This is a genomic window from Mycolicibacterium smegmatis, assembly GCF_001457595.1.
Classification (GTDB): domain Bacteria; phylum Actinomycetota; class Actinomycetes; order Mycobacteriales; family Mycobacteriaceae; genus Mycobacterium; species Mycobacterium smegmatis.
The window spans coordinates 3,975,957-3,993,504 of sequence record NZ_LN831039.1 but is presented as its reverse complement, the minus strand read 5'-3'; the positions used below and the strand labels follow the sequence as shown (position 1 = coordinate 3,993,504).

Annotated in this window: 17 protein-coding genes; 8 read left to right on the top strand and 9 right to left on the bottom strand. The window is 68.2% G+C overall.

Annotated elements, in window-relative coordinates:
* Positions 1-39: 39 nt before the first annotated feature.
* The 5 genes from AT701_RS19215 to AT701_RS19195 form a co-directional block, all read right to left on the bottom strand.
* The gene (locus AT701_RS19215; protein ID WP_003895291.1) at positions 40-267 is read right to left on the bottom strand and encodes a DUF167 domain-containing protein; all 228 of its coding nucleotides are present in this window, start codon (positions 265-267) and stop codon (positions 40-42) included.
* A gap of 133 nt (positions 268-400) precedes the next feature.
* The gene (locus tag AT701_RS19210) at positions 401-1,603 is read right to left on the bottom strand and encodes a lipid-transfer protein (RefSeq protein WP_058127670.1); all 1,203 of its coding nucleotides are present in this window, start codon (positions 1,601-1,603) and stop codon (positions 401-403) included.
* Complete coding sequence (locus AT701_RS19205; protein ID WP_011729363.1) at positions 1,600-2,049, bottom strand: Zn-ribbon domain-containing OB-fold protein; 450 nt, start codon at positions 2,047-2,049, stop codon at positions 1,600-1,602. The genes AT701_RS19210 and AT701_RS19205 overlap by 4 nt, the downstream gene beginning before the upstream one ends.
* Positions 2,050-2,107: 58 nt before the next feature.
* Entirely contained in the window at positions 2,108-2,779 is a 672-nt protein-coding gene (locus AT701_RS19200; RefSeq protein WP_011729362.1) for an alpha/beta fold hydrolase, read from the bottom strand.
* Positions 2,776-3,924 (bottom strand): flavin-dependent oxidoreductase, encoded by a 1,149-nt coding sequence (locus tag AT701_RS19195; RefSeq protein ID WP_011729361.1) that lies wholly within the window; start codon positions 3,922-3,924, stop codon positions 2,776-2,778. Before AT701_RS19195 ends, AT701_RS19200 begins: the two co-directional genes overlap by 4 nt.
* Positions 3,925-3,994: 70 nt before the next feature.
* On the opposite strand from AT701_RS19195, the gene AT701_RS19190 reads away from it, so the two are divergent.
* The 3 genes from AT701_RS19190 to AT701_RS19180 are packed head-to-tail and all read left to right on the top strand — an operon-like array spanning position 3,995 to position 8,890.
* Positions 3,995-4,900, top strand: coding sequence for a LysR substrate-binding domain-containing protein (locus tag AT701_RS19190; protein ID WP_011729360.1), 906 nt, complete (start codon positions 3,995-3,997; stop codon positions 4,898-4,900).
* 10 nt (positions 4,901-4,910) lie between these two features.
* Complete coding sequence (gene polA / locus AT701_RS19185) at positions 4,911-7,637, top strand: DNA polymerase I (protein ID WP_058127669.1); 2,727 nt, start codon at positions 4,911-4,913, stop codon at positions 7,635-7,637.
* 11 nt (positions 7,638-7,648) lie between these two features.
* Entirely contained in the window at positions 7,649-8,890 is a 1,242-nt protein-coding gene (locus AT701_RS19180) for a threonine/serine exporter family protein (protein WP_011729358.1), read from the top strand.
* Here the strand turns inward: AT701_RS19180 and AT701_RS19175 are convergent.
* Positions 8,872-10,032, bottom strand: a complete 1,161-nt coding sequence (locus AT701_RS19175; RefSeq protein ID WP_011729357.1) for a PrsW family intramembrane metalloprotease — start codon at positions 10,030-10,032, stop codon at positions 8,872-8,874. The genes AT701_RS19180 and AT701_RS19175 overlap by 19 nt on opposite strands.
* Before the next feature lie 154 nt (positions 10,033-10,186).
* Between AT701_RS19175 and AT701_RS19170 the strand changes: the two genes are divergently transcribed.
* The 5 genes from AT701_RS19170 (at position 10,187) to coaE (ending at position 14,263) form a co-directional block, all read left to right on the top strand.
* Positions 10,187-10,645 (top strand): nuclear transport factor 2 family protein, encoded by a 459-nt coding sequence (locus AT701_RS19170; protein WP_058126407.1) that lies wholly within the window; start codon positions 10,187-10,189, stop codon positions 10,643-10,645.
* Positions 10,642-10,803 (top strand): hypothetical protein, encoded by a 162-nt coding sequence (locus AT701_RS35280; RefSeq protein ID WP_011729355.1) that lies wholly within the window; start codon positions 10,642-10,644, stop codon positions 10,801-10,803. Before AT701_RS19170 ends, AT701_RS35280 begins: the two co-directional genes overlap by 4 nt.
* Positions 10,800-11,381: a TetR/AcrR family transcriptional regulator gene (locus tag AT701_RS19160; RefSeq protein ID WP_058126406.1), complete on the top strand. Its 582-nt coding sequence runs from the start codon at positions 10,800-10,802 to the stop codon at positions 11,379-11,381. The genes AT701_RS35280 and AT701_RS19160 overlap by 4 nt, the downstream gene beginning before the upstream one ends.
* A 205-nt stretch (positions 11,382-11,586) precedes the next feature.
* The gene (gene rpsA / locus AT701_RS19155) at positions 11,587-13,026 is read left to right on the top strand and encodes a 30S ribosomal protein S1 (protein WP_003895279.1); all 1,440 of its coding nucleotides are present in this window, start codon (positions 11,587-11,589) and stop codon (positions 13,024-13,026) included.
* 109 nt (positions 13,027-13,135) lie between these two features.
* Positions 13,136-14,263 (top strand): dephospho-CoA kinase, encoded by a 1,128-nt coding sequence (coaE, locus tag AT701_RS19150; RefSeq protein WP_014877836.1) that lies wholly within the window; start codon positions 13,136-13,138, stop codon positions 14,261-14,263.
* A 21-nt stretch (positions 14,264-14,284) separates the two neighbouring features.
* On the opposite strand, the gene AT701_RS19145 is transcribed toward coaE, so the two are convergent.
* The 3 genes from AT701_RS19145 to AT701_RS19135 form a co-directional block, all read right to left on the bottom strand.
* Positions 14,285-15,742, bottom strand: a complete 1,458-nt coding sequence (locus AT701_RS19145; RefSeq protein WP_058126405.1) for a flavin-containing monooxygenase — start codon at positions 15,740-15,742, stop codon at positions 14,285-14,287.
* Between the two features lie 93 nt (positions 15,743-15,835).
* A complete protein-coding gene (locus AT701_RS19140; RefSeq protein ID WP_003895276.1) occupies positions 15,836-16,564 on the bottom strand; it encodes an SDR family NAD(P)-dependent oxidoreductase in 729 nt (242 codons plus the stop codon).
* Positions 16,561-17,505, bottom strand: a complete 945-nt coding sequence (locus tag AT701_RS19135) for an alpha/beta hydrolase (RefSeq protein WP_011729352.1) — start codon at positions 17,503-17,505, stop codon at positions 16,561-16,563. The genes AT701_RS19140 and AT701_RS19135 overlap by 4 nt, the downstream gene beginning before the upstream one ends.
* Between the last annotated feature and the right edge of the window lie 43 nt (positions 17,506-17,548).

Sequence of the window (17,548 nt, the reverse complement as noted above, 5' to 3'; positions counted from 1 at the left end):
CGCACGCTCGCGGCCGCCGAGCGTGCGTCAACTGATGCGTCAACTGATGCGGAAACGCTTCAGCCGAGCCGTCGCACCCGAGGCCAGCTCGACGCGACTCGGCGGCACACCCAGATGTGCGGCAAGGAGTTTCGTGACGGCCGCGTTGGCCTTACCGTCGACAGCGCGCTCCTGCACGTAGATGGTGAGGGTGCCGTCGTCGGCGGTCTCGACGAGCGGGCCTTTGCGGCTACCCGGTTTGACGCGGACGACGACGGTTTCACTCACGCGCTCATTTTCGCGCGAGCGTGCGCCGAGTGCTGCTGCGGGGCGGTGTGTTGCACGGCAGACACGCACGCTCGCGGTGCAAGGGGAGCAGCTCCCTAACGCACCGTGCCGATACGCGATAACGCGATACGCGCTAACGCGCGACGATCACCGAGGAGCCATGGCCGAACAACCCCTGGTTGGCCGTGATGCCGACCTTGGCGCCCTCGACCTGGCGTCCGGTCGCCTGACCCTTGAGCTGCCACGTGAGCTCGCACACCTGCGCGATGGCCTGCGCGGGGATGGCCTCGCCGAAGCACGCCAGACCGCCGGAGGCGTTGACGGGGATGCGTCCGCCGATCGTCGTGGCGCCACTGCGCAGCAACTGCTCGGCCTCACCCTTCTCGCACAGCCCGAGGTGCTCGTACCAGTCGAGTTCGAGCGCGGTGGACAGGTCGTACACCTCGGCCAGGCTGAGGTCCTCGGGCCCGATGCCGGCTTCGGCGTAGGCCGCGTCGAGGATCTGATCCTTGAACACACGCTCGGGCGCTTTCACCACGGCCGTGGAATCCGTTGCGATGTCGGGCAACTCGGGAAGATGCTGCGGGTACTGCGGGGACTGCAGGCTGATCGCACGCACCGACGGCACACCCTCGACCGACCCGAGGTGCTTCTCGACGAACGACTTGCTCGCCACCACCAGCGCGGCCGCACCGTCGGAGGTCGCGCAGATGTCCAGCAGGCGAAGGGGATCCGACACCACCGGGCTGGCCAGGACGTCCTCGACGCTGGCCTCCTTGCGGTAACGCGCATTCGGGTTGTTGAGTCCGTGCCGCGCGTTCTTGACCTTCACCTGCGCGAAGTCCTCTAGCGTGGCGCCGTAGAGATCCATGCGCCTGCGCGCCAGCAGCGCGAAGTACACCGTGTTGGTGGCGCCGATCAGATGGAACCGCTGCCAATCCGGATCGTTCTTGCGCTCACCGCCGACGGGCGCGAAGAAGCCCTTGGGCGTGGTGTCGGCGCCGATGACGAGCGCGACGTCGCAGAACCCGGCGAGGATCTGTGCACGGGCGCTCTGCAGCGCCTGCGAACCGCTCGCACACGCGGCGTAGCTGGAGGTGACGGGAACGCCGTTCCAGCCGAGCTTCTGCGCGAACGTGGCGCCGGCGACGAACCCGGGATAGCCGTTGCGGATCGTGTCGGCGCCCGCGACGAGCTGGATCTGGCGCCAGTCGAGGCCGGCCTCGGCCAGCGCGGCGCGCGCGGCGACGACGCCGTACTCGGTGAAGTCACGTCCCCACTTGCCCCACGGGTGCATACCCGCGCCGAGGATGTAGACGGGTTCGGGTGCGCTCATGCGATCCTCCACGCGTAGGTCAGGCGCTCGACGCCGTCGTCGTCGGTGTACAGCGGCATGGTGGTCAACTCCATCTCCATGCCGACCTTCAGATCCGCGGCCAGCGTGCCCTCGACGACCTTGCCCAGCACGATCAGGCCCTCGTCGGCCAGTTCGACGGCGGCCACGGCGAACGGCTCGAACGGGTCCGGCGACGGGTAGGGCGGCGGCGGGGCGTACCGGTTCTCGGTGTAGCTCCACACCTTGCCGCGACGCGACAGCGGCACCTGCGCCAGCTCGTCGCCGTCACAGGCGGGGTTGGGGCAGTTGTTGGCCCGCGGCGGGAACACGTACGTGGCACATTTCGTGCACTTTCCGCCGATCAGATGGGGGGCGCCGGACTCGTCTGCGCTCCACCATCCCTCGATGGCCGGTAGTTGCGTTGCGGCGTCGGTATCACCTGGCACACGGTCAGACTAGACGATCAGAGCCCAGAAACTGAAACGTGTTGCAGTTTCGTCCCGGCTATCGGGAGGCGACGTCGACAAGGATGCGCAGCAGCTCCTCGGGCGCGTCGCGCATCAGGTTGTGCTTGGCGTCGAGTTCGTGGCACGTCCAGTTCGGATCATTGCGGACGCGGTCGTAGGAGGCCTGCAGCGGCGATTCGCCCGGCCAGTCGCGCGCGTAGACGAACACCCGCCGACGGAAGCGGTTCACGTCGACGCCGATACGCAGCGGTTGCAGCACGCTCGCGCGCGGATGCGGGGTCGCGCGCGGATCGAAGAACTCAAGCGGCGGCACCCCGAAGCCGGACGCGTCGGTCTCCATGTACCACCGGCGCTCCTCGTCGTTCACCAGATCCGCGCACGACTCGCCGTCGCGCGGCACCACCGCGTCGAGGTACACCAGCGCGTCGACGGTGTCGGGGATCCGGTCGGCGGCGCCCGTGATCACCATGCCGCCGTAACTGTGCCCGACAAGAACCACCGGTTCGGCCGCGTAGGCCTCGACCACGGCGACGACGTCGGTGATGTGGGTGTCGAGGTTGACGCCCGCGTGCTGCAGGTGTGCGCGTTCGGCGACCCCGGTCGGGGTCACGGCCAGCACCTCATGGCCGGCCGCGCGCAGCGCAGCGGTGACGGTGTCGAAACACCATGCGCCGTGGCACATTCCGGGGACAAGGACGAAGGTGGTCATGCTCGGGTGCTCCTTGCGGTGTCGGTGCGGTACTTGCGGGTGACGCGGTCGAGTTCGGTGGCCGAGCGCGTGTTGGCGGCGCGGTGCATCTCGCGGTTGGCGACGATCACCGCGGCGGTCTCGTCGGCGCGTTCGGCCTCGTAGGTGCGCAGGCCGCGCACGCCCGCCTCGGCGAGGTGGTCGGCCAGCACCCGCGCGTCGACGACGGCCTGCGAACCGCCGTTGGCGCCAACGGGATACATGGGGTGTGCGGCATCGCCGAGCAACGTCACGCGGCCGCCGCGGCCCCACTGTCGCACCGGGTCCTTGTCGACCATCGGGTAGGTGAAGATCTGCGGCGTGCTCCCGATCAACGAGTCGACGTCGAGCCAGTCCAGACGCCAGCCCGCGACGTGGGGCAGCACGTCCGCCGCCGACGCGGGGGTGTTCCACCCGGCCGACGTGGGCGCCGACTGCGGCACCTGGACCACCCAGTTCACCAGATCCGGTGCGATCGGATACGTGACGAGGTCGACGCCCTGATCGCCCCTGTCGCCCTTGACGATCGCCATCGTGTGCCCGTCGAGGAACGCCGCCATACGACCGGCGCCGCGGAACATCGTGATCCCCGAGAACCGCAGCGGGTCCGGGCCGGGATGCAGCGCCGCACGCACCACCGAGCCGATGCCGTCGGCGCCGACGAGTACGTCGGCCCTGACGTCGCCCGCATCGGTGCGCACGACGACGCGCGAGCCGTCGTCGTGGAAACCGCTGACCCGCGCCCCGGTCCGGACGGCGTCGGCACCGAGGCGCTCACGCACCGCGGCGAGCAGCAGCATCTGCAGTCGACCACGATGAATCGACAACTGCGGGTGGGTGTCTCCGGCGGCCAGTCCGCGCGGTTCGGTGAACAACAGTGTGCCGTCGGCGGAGTAGAAGCGGATCGCCGTCGGCGCCACGGACGCGTCGCCGACGGCGTCACCGAGTCCCAGGTGGTCGAGTTCGCGCACGGCATGGGGTAGCAGGTTGATCCCGACGCCCAGCGGGCGCAGCTCGTGTGCGCTCTCCAGCACGACGACCTCGAAACCGCGCTGCTGCAGGGCAAGTGCCGCGGTGAGACCGCCGATACCGGCGCCGGCGATGGCAACGGTGGTGGTGATGGACATGACTCCAGCCTCGGCCGCCCAGAATCATAAATCCAATACGTAAAAAGAACAGAAACTATAATCAACGCTTATGGAGCTGAGGCAGCTCGAGTACTTCGTCGCGGTCGCCGAGGAAGCCAATTTCACGCGGGCCGCACAGCGCATCCATGTCGCGCAGCCCGCGGTCAGCGCATCGATCCGCCAGCTCGAGCGCGAGCTCGGCCAGCCGCTGTTCGACCGCAGCAGGCGCGAGGTCCGGCTCACCGCGGCCGGCGAGGCCGTTCTGCCGCACGCGCACGCGGCGCTGCGGTCGGTCGCCGCGGCACGCACCGCGGTCGCCGAGGTGAGCGGGCTCGTGCGCGGTTCGGTCGTCGTCGGCACCGTCACCGCGCACGACTTCGACATGGCCGGACTGCTCGCCGAGTTCCACGGCGCACACCAACTCGTGGACATCACGCTCGGCACCGACGAGTCCGACGCGCTCATCGACGGCCTGCTGGCCGGGCGGCTGGACGCCGCGATCATCTCCGTCGGGTCCGGGCTGCCCGAAGGGCTGGCCGCCGAGGTCGTGACCGATCAGCGCATCGTCGCCGCCGTTGGCGACGGCCATCCGTGGCGACGACGTCGGCGTATCGCACTGACCGATCTCGCCGGCGTGCCACTGATCACGCTGCCCCGCGGCACCGGGATCCGGCGGCAACTGGACCGCGCGTGCCGGGCGGCCGGGGTGGACGTCCGCGTCGCCTTCGAGGCGACCACGCCGGGCGCGCTTGCCGATCTCGCCGAGCGCGGACTCGGGGCCGCCGTGCTGCCCGAATCGGTCGCGCGGGCCCGTGCCGCGCTGCATCCGCTGCCGATCACGCCCGAACTGAGGGGCCGGCTGGTGTTCGCGTGGCGGGCCACCGGCCCGATGAGCCCGGCCGCGCGGGCGCTGGTCACGATGGCGCGGCGCCGACTCGGCCTCGGTGACCCCGATCGCGTCGGTGGCCACGAATAGAGTGAGGGCCGTGAGCCCCGCCAAGACCGCAACCAAGAAGACACCGGCCAAAGCCGCTGACGACACGCCCACCCTGATGTTGCTGGACGGCAACTCGCTGGCCTTCCGGGCGTTCTATGCGTTGCCCGCGGAGAACTTCAAGACGCAGAGCGGCCTGACCACCAACGCGGTGTACGGCTTCACCGCCATGCTCATCAACTTGCTGCGTGACGAGCAGCCCACGCACATCGCCGCGGCGTTCGACGTGTCCCGGCAGACGTTCCGCAAGGACAAGTACCCCGAGTACAAGGAGGGCCGCTCGGCGACGCCCGACGAGTTCCGCGGGCAGATCGACATCACCAAAGAGGTGCTCGGGGCCCTCGGCATCACGGTACTCGCCGAACCCGGGTTCGAGGCCGACGACATCATCGCCACGCTCGCCACGCAGGCCGAGCAGGAGGGCTACCGCGTCCTGGTGGTCACCGGCGACCGTGACTCGCTGCAGCTGGTGAGCAACCAGGTCACCGTGCTCTACCCGCGCAAGGGTGTCAGCGAGCTCACCCGGTTCACGCCCGACGCCGTGGTGGAGAAGTACGGCCTCACGCCGCAGCAATACCCCGACTTCGCGGCCCTGCGCGGCGACCCGAGCGACAACCTGCCCGGCATCCCCGGCGTGGGGGAGAAGACCGCCACCAAGTGGATCGTCGAGTACGGGTCGCTGCAGGCGCTGGTCGACAACGTCGACGCGGTCAAGGGCAAGGTCGGCGACGCGCTGCGGGCCAACCTGTCGAGCGTCATCCTCAACCGCGAGCTCACGGATCTGATCCGGGACGTGCCGCTCCCGCAGACCCCCGACACGCTGCGCATGCAGCCGTGGAACCGCGACCAGATCCACCGGCTGTTCGATGACCTGGAGTTCCGGGTCCTGCGCGACCGCCTGTTCGAGACGCTGGTCGCGGTCGAGCCAGAGGTCGAGCACGGTTTCGACGTGCGCGGCCGCGCGCTGGAGCCCGGTGAGCTCGCCGCGTGGCTCTCCGAGCACAGCCTCGGCAGCCGGTTCGGCGTCGCCGTCGTCGGCACCCACAAGGCGTACGACGCCGATGCGACCGCGCTCGCGATCGTCGCGGCCGACGGCGACGGCCGCTACATCGACACCTCGACGCTGACGCCCGAGGACGAGGCCGCGCTGGCGTCGTGGCTCGCCGATCCGGGCCCGCCGAAGGCGCTGCACGAGGCCAAGCTCGCGATGCACGATCTGGCCGGGCGCGGCTGGACGCTGCGGGGCGTCACGTCGGACACCGCGCTCGCGGCGTACCTGGTGCGGCCCGGGCAGCGCAGCTTCACCCTCGACGACCTCGCGGTGCGCTACCTGCATCGCGAACTGCGCGCGGAAACCCCTGAGCAGCAGCAGCTTTCACTGCTCGACGATTCTGACGGCGTCGACGAGCAGGCCGTGCAGACCGTGATCCTGCGGGCCTGCGCCGTGCTGGACCTGGCCGACGCGCTCGACCAGGAGCTCGCTCGCATCGACTCGCTGTCGCTGCTGAGCCGCATGGAGCTGCCGGTCCAGCGGACACTGGCCGAGATGGAGCATGCCGGCATCGCGGTCGACCTCGGCATGCTCGAACAGCTGCAGAGCGAGTTCGCCGATCAGATCCGCGACGCGGCCGAGGCCGCCTACTCGGTGATCGGCAAGCAGATCAACCTCGGTTCGCCCAAACAGTTGCAGGCCGTTCTGTTCGACGAGCTGGAGATGCCGAAGACCAAGAAGACCAAGACCGGTTACACCACCGACGCCGACGCGCTGCAATCGCTGTTCGAGAAGACCGGCCATCCGTTCCTGCAGCATCTGCTGGCGCACCGCGACGCCACCCGTCTCAAGGTGACCGTCGACGGGCTGCTCAACTCGGTGGCCTCCGACGGGCGCATCCACACGACGTTCAACCAGACCATCGCCGCGACCGGCCGGCTGTCGTCCACCGAGCCGAACCTGCAGAACATCCCGATCCGTACCGAGGCCGGGCGCCGGATCCGTGACGCGTTCGTGGTGGGCGAGGGTTACGCCGAGCTCATGACCGCCGACTACAGCCAGATCGAGATGCGGATCATGGCGCACCTGTCGCGCGATGCGGGCCTCATCGAGGCGTTCAACACCGGTGAGGATCTGCACTCGTTCGTCGCGTCGCGGGCGTTCTCGGTGCCGATCGACGAGGTGACGCCCGAGTTGCGCCGCCGCGTGAAGGCCATGTCCTACGGCCTGGCGTACGGCCTCAGTGCCTACGGGCTCGCGCAACAGCTCAAGATCTCCACCGAAGAGGCGAAGGTGCAGATGGAGCAGTACTTCGACCGGTTCGGCGGGGTGCGTGACTATCTGCGTGACGTGGTCGACCAGGCCCGCAAGGACGGTTACACCTCGACGGTGCTGGGCCGCAGGCGGTATCTGCCCGAGCTCGACAGCAGCAACCGCCAGGTCCGCGAGGCGGCCGAGCGTGCGGCGCTCAACGCCCCGATCCAGGGCAGCGCGGCCGACATCATCAAGGTCGCGATGATCAACGTCGACCAGGCGATCAAGGATGCTGGGCTGCGCTCGCGGATCCTGCTGCAGGTCCACGACGAGTTGCTGTTCGAGGTCTCGGAAGGGGAGCGGGGGGAGCTCGAACAGCTGGTCCGTGAGCACATGGGCAACGCGTATCCGCTCGACGTGCCACTTGAGGTGTCGGTGGGGTACGGCCGCAGCTGGGACGCCGCGGCTCACTGACGCCGATTGCCATGACCGAGCCGATTGCTGCACAACAGATCCGGTTCATCACTCGACTGGGCGCCGCCATGGGCGCCGCGCACTACCCGGTGAGCCTGATCCGGCAGATGCTCGACCGCGCGTCGTCGGCCTACGGGGTGCGCAACGATTTCATCGCCCTGCCCAATTACGTGCAGGTCGTCGGGCCGACCGGTGCACACGGAACCATCGTCGAGGCCGCCCACCTCGACCACGAGCTCCGGTTCGCGCAGATGTTCCCGCTCGCGCGTCTGGTTCGGGACGCCATGCGCGGCGCGGTGCGCCCGGATGACGGTGAGGCGCAACTCGATCGCGTGCTGGAAATGCCCGACCGGTTTCCCGGCTGGGTCGCCGTCGTGGGCTACGGCGTGCAGAGTGCCGGCCTGGCGCTGGTGCTGGAGCCGACGGCGCTGAATCTGCTCGTCGCGACGGTGCTGGGTTTCCTGGTCGGCTTGTTCCACGTCGTGGTGCAGCGCGCCGGGATGCTGCAGCATCTGCTGCCCGCGGTGAGTGCGTTCACGGTGACGGCCATCTGCCTTCTGGGTGCACACCGCCTCGGCATGGATCACGTGAACCTGCGGGCCTTGATCCCGCCATTGGCGATGTTCCTTCCCGGCGCGGCGATCACGCTGGCGGTCGTCGAGTTGACCGCGCGCGACGTCATCTCGGGAACCAGCCGGCTGATCGCCGGGTTCGTCCAGATCGCGCAGTTGGCGTTCGGGATCCTCATCGCCACGCAGTTCCTCGGCGTCGACGGGTCCTCACTGAGCACCGACGCGGTCAACAAGATCGGCCCGTGGGCACCCTGGTTGGGTGTGCTGGTCTACGCGATCGGGGTGCTGCTGTTCCTCGCCCCGCCGTTGTCGTTTCTGCCCTGGCTCGTGGTGATCTGCTACACGGCGTTTGCGGCCCAGTATCTGGGCGGCACGGTGCTGGGAAGCTACGCGAGCGGTTTCTGCGGAGGGCTGGTGCTGACGGTGTCGGCACTCGCGATCTCGCGGCGTCGCGGCGCGCCACCCACCATCACCTTGATCCTGCCGGGGTTCTGGCTGCTGGTGCCCGGCTCGATGGGGTTGATCGGCGTGACGGAACTCTTCGGTGCCGACGGCGACTCGGCGTTTCCCGCGACGGTGATCTCGATGATCTCGGTGGCGCTGGGTCTTCAGGCGGGGCTGGTGTTGTGGCAACTGTTGCGGTTGCGGCGGTCCACGGCGCCTCAGCGCGCGGCGCGGTAGTGCGCGAGCCAGCCGAGAATCGGTGCGGCCCCGCGGGCGTGCGCGACGGCGTTCACCTCCTCCTGCAGCAGCGCGTACACGCGCTGGTCGCCGAAGCCCCGGTCGATGCGGTCGCGGACGAACGCGAGTTCGACGACGGCTGAGGCGAACTCGGCGACCGATCGGCCCGCGGGCCGGCCGCCTGCGCGGGTCGCGACGGTGATGGCGTCGCGACGGGTGCGCAGCGAGCCCAGCCACGTGGCCTCGTTGGGGGTGATGAGGTTGGCGTCCACCATGCCGGGGAGCTTGGCGGCGACGATGCGTTGCTCGCGGCGGCGGCTGTGGACGGCCAGCACGATGGTCAGCGCGAAGATCGGCACCATCCACACCACGTACACGACGAAGTAGGTGTCGAGGCCCAGCAGCGACGAGCCGTTCCACAGGCCGTGCATGAGCACCGCGGCGAGATAGCCCAGCAGGATGCACAGGGCTTTGGCCGCGCCGCTGCGCCGGTGCAGCGCGTAGAACACGCCTATCGCGGTCATGGTGGTGAACAGCGAGTGCGCGAACGGCGCCATGACCAGGCGCATGGCCGCGGTCACGAGAGATCCGGCCACCGAGTCGGCGCTGGAGATGTACATGATGTCCTCGAGCCACGCGAAGCCCACGCCGACCATGCCCGCGTACACCAGGCAGTCGGTGAGCGAGTTGAGTTCGTTGCGCCGCCTGCCGGTCATCATGATCAGCAGGAACAGGCCCTTGGCGGCCTCCTCGATGATCGGCGCGCGGATCGCGGTCGACCCGAAACCTTCCGGCAGCATGGGGTTCGGCGGGAACAGCGCGTCGCCGAGCAGGCTCAGGATCACCGACAGCACCACGGCCACCGAGGCGCCCCAGCCGAACGCGAACAGCAGCAGACGCGGCGGTTCGGGCTCGAATCGGTCCAGCCACAGATACGCCAGGATCACCCCGGCCATCGCGATGCTCGACAGGACGAGGCCGATGATCGCGCCGACCGGGTTGAGTGCGGTGAACAGCAGCACCAGGCAACACGTGAGCACGCCGAGACTGACGACCACCGCCAGCGGCGCACCGACCGCGCGGACCGGACGGGGCAGCGGTGCGGGCGGGTGGAACCACGGCGACGGGGCCGGATGGGGCATCGGGGTGTTCGCCACTCCCGCAGACTAGCGGTGACCAGCGCCGATCGGGCGCGGCACTTCGCGGGCGCGCCCGCAGAAATATCTCCGCGATCACCGAGGTTGTTCTGCCCACAGCAATAATGGAACCAACTCGTTCCGGAATTCGGAGGCGGCCGTGACCCATGAGCCCGATGAGGCCCGCACCCGCACGCACCGCACCATCGATCGCCTGCAGCAGGCGCTGCTCGCAGGCGATATGAACGCCTTCGCCGACGAATGGGCGCCGCACGGCACCGCGACGTTCCCGTTCGCACCGCCCGGATGGCCGTCACCGAAGGGGCGCGACGAGGTGCGCACCTACCTGAGCGGGTTGTCCGGCAGCGTCGAGATCCGGGGTATCCGCCACCAGACCCGCCACGACACAGCCGATCCCGGCACGGTCGTGCTCGAGTGGGGTGTCACGGGCATCGTGCGCGCGACCGGAAAGCCGTACGACATCGACTACGTCGTCGTCATCACGGTCGGCGACGAGGGCATCGAGTCCTTCCGTGACTACTGGAACCCGCACGCGATCGCCGGCGCAACGGGCGGCGTGGAGGCCCTCGCCAGCGCGTTCTCGGGTAACGGGCAATGACCGCCCCCGCGACGACCGTCCTGGTGCTCGCCGCGCTCGACGACCGGATCCGCGCCGGCCTGGAATCGACGGTCACCGACACCGTCGAACGGCTGACCGGCACCGCACCCCGGTCGTTCGCCGACTTCGTGCGGTCGCACACCGCCAGGCGCCCGTGACGGCCGGACGGCCGCAAGAGGCCAGGGTCACCGCGGCGATCCTCGATGCCGCGCTCTCGGAACTGGCCGAACACGGGTTCGGGTCCATGACCGTCGACGGCGTGGCCAAACGAGCCGGTGCGGGCAAGGGTGCGATCTACCGTCGCTGGCCGTCGAAGATCGAGATGACCGCGGCCGCGATGCGCACCCTGGCGCTGCCCGAGGGCGCGGCGCCGGACACCGGATCGTTGTACGGTGACGTCCTGGCGCTCCTGGCGGACGTCAACCGGTGGATCGGCGACGAACGCATGCGCCGGCTGTACCCGGATCTGCTGGCCGAGGCCCAGCGCAACCCGGTGCTGGCCGAGGCACTGATGGACACCGTCGGTACGCCGCGCCGGGCGCGTGCGCGCGATATTCTCGATCGCGCCGCCACTCGCGGAGAGCTTGCCCCCGGTGCCGACTCCGAACTGCTGGTCGACGCGATGGGCGCGCTGGTCTTCTGGCGTCTGATCGCACTGTTTCGGCCTGTGACGTCGGAATATCTGGATCGCGTCGCACGTGCGATCTGTGCGTTCGCACGCACAGGCCCGGTGTGAGAAGGGTCTCTGACGAGCGGGAGAACCCACCCGGGGTGGGCGAGTTTGTCCTGCGTGTGCTCGGTCGAGTAGGCTCTGGGAGTACCCGTGTGTACGACCAGCACGGCATACATCATTTCGACGCCGAGAGATTCGCCGCCCGAAATGAGCACGATCAACAAAAGAACTGTCCCTACGATTACACCTGTCCGGAGCAACCCACCACATGCCAAGTCCCTCCGTCACCTCGCCGCAAGTAGCCGTCAACGACATCGGCTCGGCTGAGGACTTTCTCGCCGCCATCGACAAGACCATCAAATACTTCAACGATGGCGACATCGTGGAAGGGACCATCGTCAAGGTCGACCGCGACGAGGTTCTGCTCGACATCGGTTACAAGACCGAAGGCGTCATTCCTTCCCGTGAGCTCTCCATCAAGCACGACGTCGACCCCAACGAGGTTGTGTCCGTCGGCGACGAGGTCGAAGCTCTGGTCCTCACCAAGGAGGACAAGGAAGGCCGACTGATCCTGTCCAAGAAGCGCGCTCAGTACGAGCGTGCCTGGGGCACCATCGAAGAGCTCAAGGAGAAGGACGAGGCCGTCAAGGGCACCGTCATCGAGGTCGTCAAGGGCGGCCTGATCCTCGACATCGGCCTGCGCGGCTTCCTGCCTGCGTCGCTGGTCGAGATGCGTCGCGTCCGCGATCTGCAGCCGTACATCGGCAAGGAGATCGAGGCCAAGATCATCGAGCTCGACAAGAACCGCAACAACGTGGTGCTCTCGCGCCGCGCCTGGCTGGAGCAGACCCAGTCCGAGGTGCGCAGCGAGTTCCTCAACCAGCTGCAGAAGGGCGCCATCCGCAAGGGTGTCGTGTCCTCGATCGTCAACTTCGGCGCCTTCGTCGATCTCGGCGGCGTCGACGGCCTGGTGCACGTCTCCGAGCTGTCCTGGAAGCACATCGACCACCCGTCCGAGGTTGTCCAGGTGGGCGACGAGGTCACCGTCGAGGTGCTCGACGTCGACATGGACCGCGAGCGGGTCTCGCTGTCGCTCAAGGCGACCCAGGAAGATCCGTGGCGCCACTTCGCCCGCACCCACGCGATCGGCCAGATCGTCCCGGGCAAGGTCACCAAGCTGGTGCCGTTCGGTGCGTTCGTCCGCGTCGAGGAGGGCATCGAGGGCCTGGTGCACATCTCGGAGCTGTCCGAGCGCCACGTCGAGGTCCCGGACCAGGTGGTCCAGGTCGGCGACGACGCGATGGTCAAGGTCATCGACATCGACCTGGAGCGTCGCCGGATCTCGCTGAGCCTCAAGCAGGCCAACGAGGACTACACCGAGGAGTTCGACCCGTCGAAGTACGGCATGGCCGACAGCTACGACGAGCAGGGCAACTACATCTTCCCCGAGGGCTTCGATCCCGAGACCAACGAATGGCTCGAGGGCTTCGACAAGCAGCGTGAGGAGTGGGAGGCCCGCTACGCCGAGGCCGAGCGTCGCCACAAGATGCACACCGCGCAGATGGAGAAGTTCGCCGCTGCCGAGGCCGAGGCGGCCAACGCACCGGTGTCCAACGGCTCGTCGCGCTCGGAGGAGTCCTCCGGTGGCACCCTGGCCAGCGACGCGCAGCTCGCCGCTCTGCGGGAGAAGCTCGCCGGCAACGCCTAGCCACCCGGCAGGTCACGTCGTTTGAAACCACGCAGGAAGTCAACAGACTTCCTGCGTGGTTTCTTTTTCCACCTTCTGTCACCCCCAGCTGTGGTCGAGGAGCGCTCACATGTTGCGTATCGGACTGTCCGGCGGCATCGGTGCCGGTAAATCAACCGTGTCGGCAACCTTCGCCGAGTGCGGCGGCATCGTCGTCGACGGAGACGTCATCGCCCGCGAGGTCGTCGAACCGGGCACCGTGGGCCTCGCCCGCCTCGTCGAGGCGTTCGGCGAGGAGATCCTGCTTCCCGACGGCGCGCTGAACCGGCCCGCGCTGGCGGCGATCGCGTTCCCTGACGACGAGAAGCGTGCGACACTCAACGGCATCGTGCACCCGCTGGTCGCCGAACGCCGCGCCGAGCTCATCGCGTCGGCCCCGCCGGACGCGGTGATCGTCGAGGACATCCCGCTGCTCGTCGAATCCAAGATGGCGCCGCTGTTCCCGTTGGTGGTGATTGTGCACGCCGACGAGGAGGTGCGCGTGCAGCGGCTGATCTCCTATCGCGGCTTCAGCGAGCAGGACGCCAGGACGCGTATCGCCGCGCAGGCCACGGTCGAGGAGCGCCGCGCCGTCGCCGATGTGTGGCTGGAAAACACCGGAAGCCAGGACGATCTGGTGCAACGCGCAAAGCAATTGTGGTTCAACCGGATTCTGCCGTTCGCACGTAACCTCCAGGCCGGCGAACCGGTGGCTGCCCCGTTGCAGCCGGTGCCGTTCGACCACACGTGGGCCGATCAGGCGGCCCGCATCGTCGCGCGGCTGCAGACCGCATGCGGACATCGCGTGGTGCGCGTCGACCACGTCGGGCCCACCGCCGTGCCGGGCATGGATGCCCCCGACGTGATCGACGTGCAGGTGACGGTGGAATCGCTGGAGATCGCCGACGAACTCGCCGACGCCCTGCGCGCGGTCGGCTACCTGCCACTCGCCGACGGTGTCGACGCGGTCGAGTCCGACGCGCGCAGCACCGTCGCGGAGTTCGACCACACCGAGGACGCCGCGCTGTGGCGCAGCAGGCTGCATGCCTCGGCCGATCCCGGGCGGCCCACGAATGTCCATCTGCGCGTGGCGGGTTGGCCCAACCAGCAGTACGCGTTGCTGTTCACCGACTGGTTGCGGGCCAACCCGGGTGCCGACATCTCCGACGCCTATCGTCGCGCGTGGGAGTGGGCGGATGCGACGGGCTGGCGGCCCTAGCTTCCACCAGCCCGCCGCGGGTCAGGACAGCCGTACGGCGATGCGGCGCAGCAGCTTTGTCGCCAGGATGTAGGGCGTCGCGCCGAACGGCCACTGCGACACGACGCGGCCCGTGCCGGCCTGGAAGTAGTTCTGCACCTGCGCCCACACGGTTTTCGCGAGCGCGGCCTGGATCCAGTCGTTGTACAGGACGAACGCCGACCGGCGGACCTCGATGCTGCCCGCGCGGGTCTTGGTGGCCCGCGCGATCAGGCTCGCGGCGAAGGCTGCCTGCGCCTCGTAGAACGACACCAGCGGGATCGAGTTGGTGTTGGGCCCGTACATGATGAAGAAGTTCGGGAACTTCGGCACCATCATGCCCAGGAATGCCTCGGGTTCGCCCTGCCACGCGTCGTGCAGTTCCACTCCGTTTCGGCCGTGCACCTGGTAGTTGCCCAGGTAGTTCGCGGCGTCGAAACCAGTTGCCAGCACGATGATGTCGAGTTCGTGTTCGTCGCCGTTGGCGTCGATGGCGCCGGTGCGGGACAGTCCCTTGACGGCGTGGGGGACCAGCGTCACCTTGGGGCTGCGCAGCGCCTGGTAGTAGGTGTCGCTGACGACGGTCCGTCTGCCCTCGTACGGGAACGACGGTGTGGCGAGCTCGAGCAGGTCCGGCCGGTCGCCGAGTTCGCGCTGCAGGTACGCCACCGCGGCCCTGTGCTTGCGCTGGTTGGTGCGGCCGTCACTCCTGGCGTGGCTGGAGCGGACCTGGCGCAGGTCGTAGCCGAGGTACAGCTTGAGCCGCCGGTATGCGTAGACCGGTGCCAGACGGTTGAGGCGCCGTTCCAGCGGGCTGAAGTCGCGACTGTCCTTCGGCAGGATCCAGTTGGGCTCGATCTGGAAGATCTTGACCTCGGCGCCGACGCGTTCGGCCTCGGTGACCACCTGCACGGCCGATGATCCGGTGCCCAGCACGCCGATCTTCTTGCCGGTCATGTCCAGTCCGTCGATCCACCGTGACGTGTGGCAGATCGCGCCCTCGAAGTCGTTCTGCTCGCGCGCGAACGGCGGGATCAGCGGGATGTTGAGGAAGCCGACGGCGCTGATGACCGCGGTGAACTGCCCGTGATCGTCACCGGATTCGGTCCTGATGGTGTAGGTCTGGTCGGCATCCGACCAGCGGACGTCGACGACCTTCTCGTTGAACCGGATCCGGCGCGGCAGGTCCCATTTGTCCGCGACGTGGTTCAGGTACTCCTGCAGTTCTGCCCAGCCGGCGTGGGTGCGCGTCCAGTCGTAGCGCTCGAACGAGAACGAGTAGATGTGGGACTCCAGGTCCACCTCAGCGCCCGGATAACGGTTGTACCACCAGGTCCCGCCCAGTGCGGGCGCCTTCTCGAAGATGACGAAGTCTTCGATGCCCTTGTTGCGCAGCGCAATCGCCGCGGCAATACCGCTGAATCCTGATCCGATGATTGCGACCCGTGGTGACCCGCTCATCCTGACTCCTGTCTCATAAGATCTATAGGTCGAGTATTTAGACCAAAAAGGGGATTGTCAATGCCCGCGGCGTCACCCGTGAGGCGTTCGGGACTACTTGATCTGGGCGGTCCAGCCGCCGTCGACCACCAGGTCGGTCGCCGTGACGAACGACGCCTCGTCGGACAGCAGAAATGCGATGGCACTTGCGATCTCGTCGGGCATACCCAGGCGGCGCATCGGCGTGCGGTTCTCCATGTCGACCCTGCGTGCCGGGTTCTCGACGTAGAGGTGGTCGATCATGGGGGTGAGGATCGCACCGGGACACACGGTGTTCGCGCGGATGCCTTCCGGCGCCAGCTGCAGGGCCAGCGCGCGTGTCAACGACACCACGGCGGCCTTGCTCACCTGATAGGCGTCCAGAGGGGAGTCCATACCCCGCAAACCGGCCGTGCTCGCCACGTTGACGATGCTCTTGCCGCTGCCCCTGCGCAGGTGTTCCACCGCAGCTGCGGTGACCTTGCGCAGCCCGTGCAGGTTCACCCCGAGCGTGACGTCCCAGATGGATTCGTCGATGTCGAGCATCGACCCGTCGCGGTCGAACAGGGCCACGCCTGCCGCGTTGACCAGGTAGTCCAGTCCGCGGCCGTCCAGCCGTTCGAACAATTCGTGCGGATCACCGCTGCGCAGATCGAACGGCACGTAATCGGCGTCGGCGGGCACAGTGTCCGAGCGCTCGCCGAGATCGGTCGCGATCACCTCGACGCCGTTTTTGACCAGCCGGGCGACGGTGGCCGAGCCGATGCCGCCGTTGGCGCCGGTGACCAGCGCGGTGCGGCTCATCGGGTCGACTGCCCGGCGACGGCCAGCGCGGACGCCAGGCGCTGCCCGGCGAATGTCATGGCTGCGGTGGCGGCCGGGAAGATCTCGTCCAGGCCGAAGAACCCGTGCACCTGACCGGGTGTCAGGTGGCTCTCCACCGGCACACCCGCATCCTTCAGCGCCTGCAGGTAGAGCTCGCCCTGGGGGCGAATCGGGTCACATTCGGCGAGGATGACGGTGGCCTCGGGCAGGCCGTGCAGATCCGCGCCGAGAACGTTGACCCGGGGATCCGACGCCGCATCGGGCCCCGGCAGGTAGTTGTCCTGATGCCATTGCAGCTCATCACGTTCGAGCATCACGCCGTCGTACTCCGGGTCCATGCCCTTGGTCAGGTCGGTCGTGGTCACCGGGTAGACCAGCAGTTGGTGGCGGATCACCGGTTCCCCGGCGTCGCGGTAGTGCAGCGCGACGGCGGCGGCCAGGTTGCCACCGGCGCTGTCACCCGCGACCGCGAGGCGCGAGGTGTCGACTCCGAGCGTCGCGCCGAACGCGCGCGCCCATTCCACGGCATCGATCGCGTCGTTGACGGCGGTGGGGAAGCGGGACTCCGGGGCCAGGCGGTAGCCCACCGAAAGCACCGCACTGCCGGAGGCCTTGGCCAGCAGTCGGGTCGCCGCATCGTGCGAGTCGACGCTGCCGAGCAGCCAGCCACCACCGTGGTAGTAGACCGTCAACGGCAGGTCGTCGCCCTCGGCGGGAACGTAGAGCCGGCCCGGGATGACCGCACCGTCGCGGGTCTCGATGGCGACGTCGGTGACGCGGTGCACATCGGGCTTCTGCAGCGCCGCGAACGTGTTCTCGAAGTTCTCCCGCGCGGTGGGCACCGGCAGCAGGTGCGCGTTGGGGCGCCCGGAGGCCTTGGCGTCGTCGAGCATCTTCTGGGCAATGGGATCGATCGGCATGTTTTGCTCCTTTGAATCAATGCAATGAGAAACGAATTGCTGG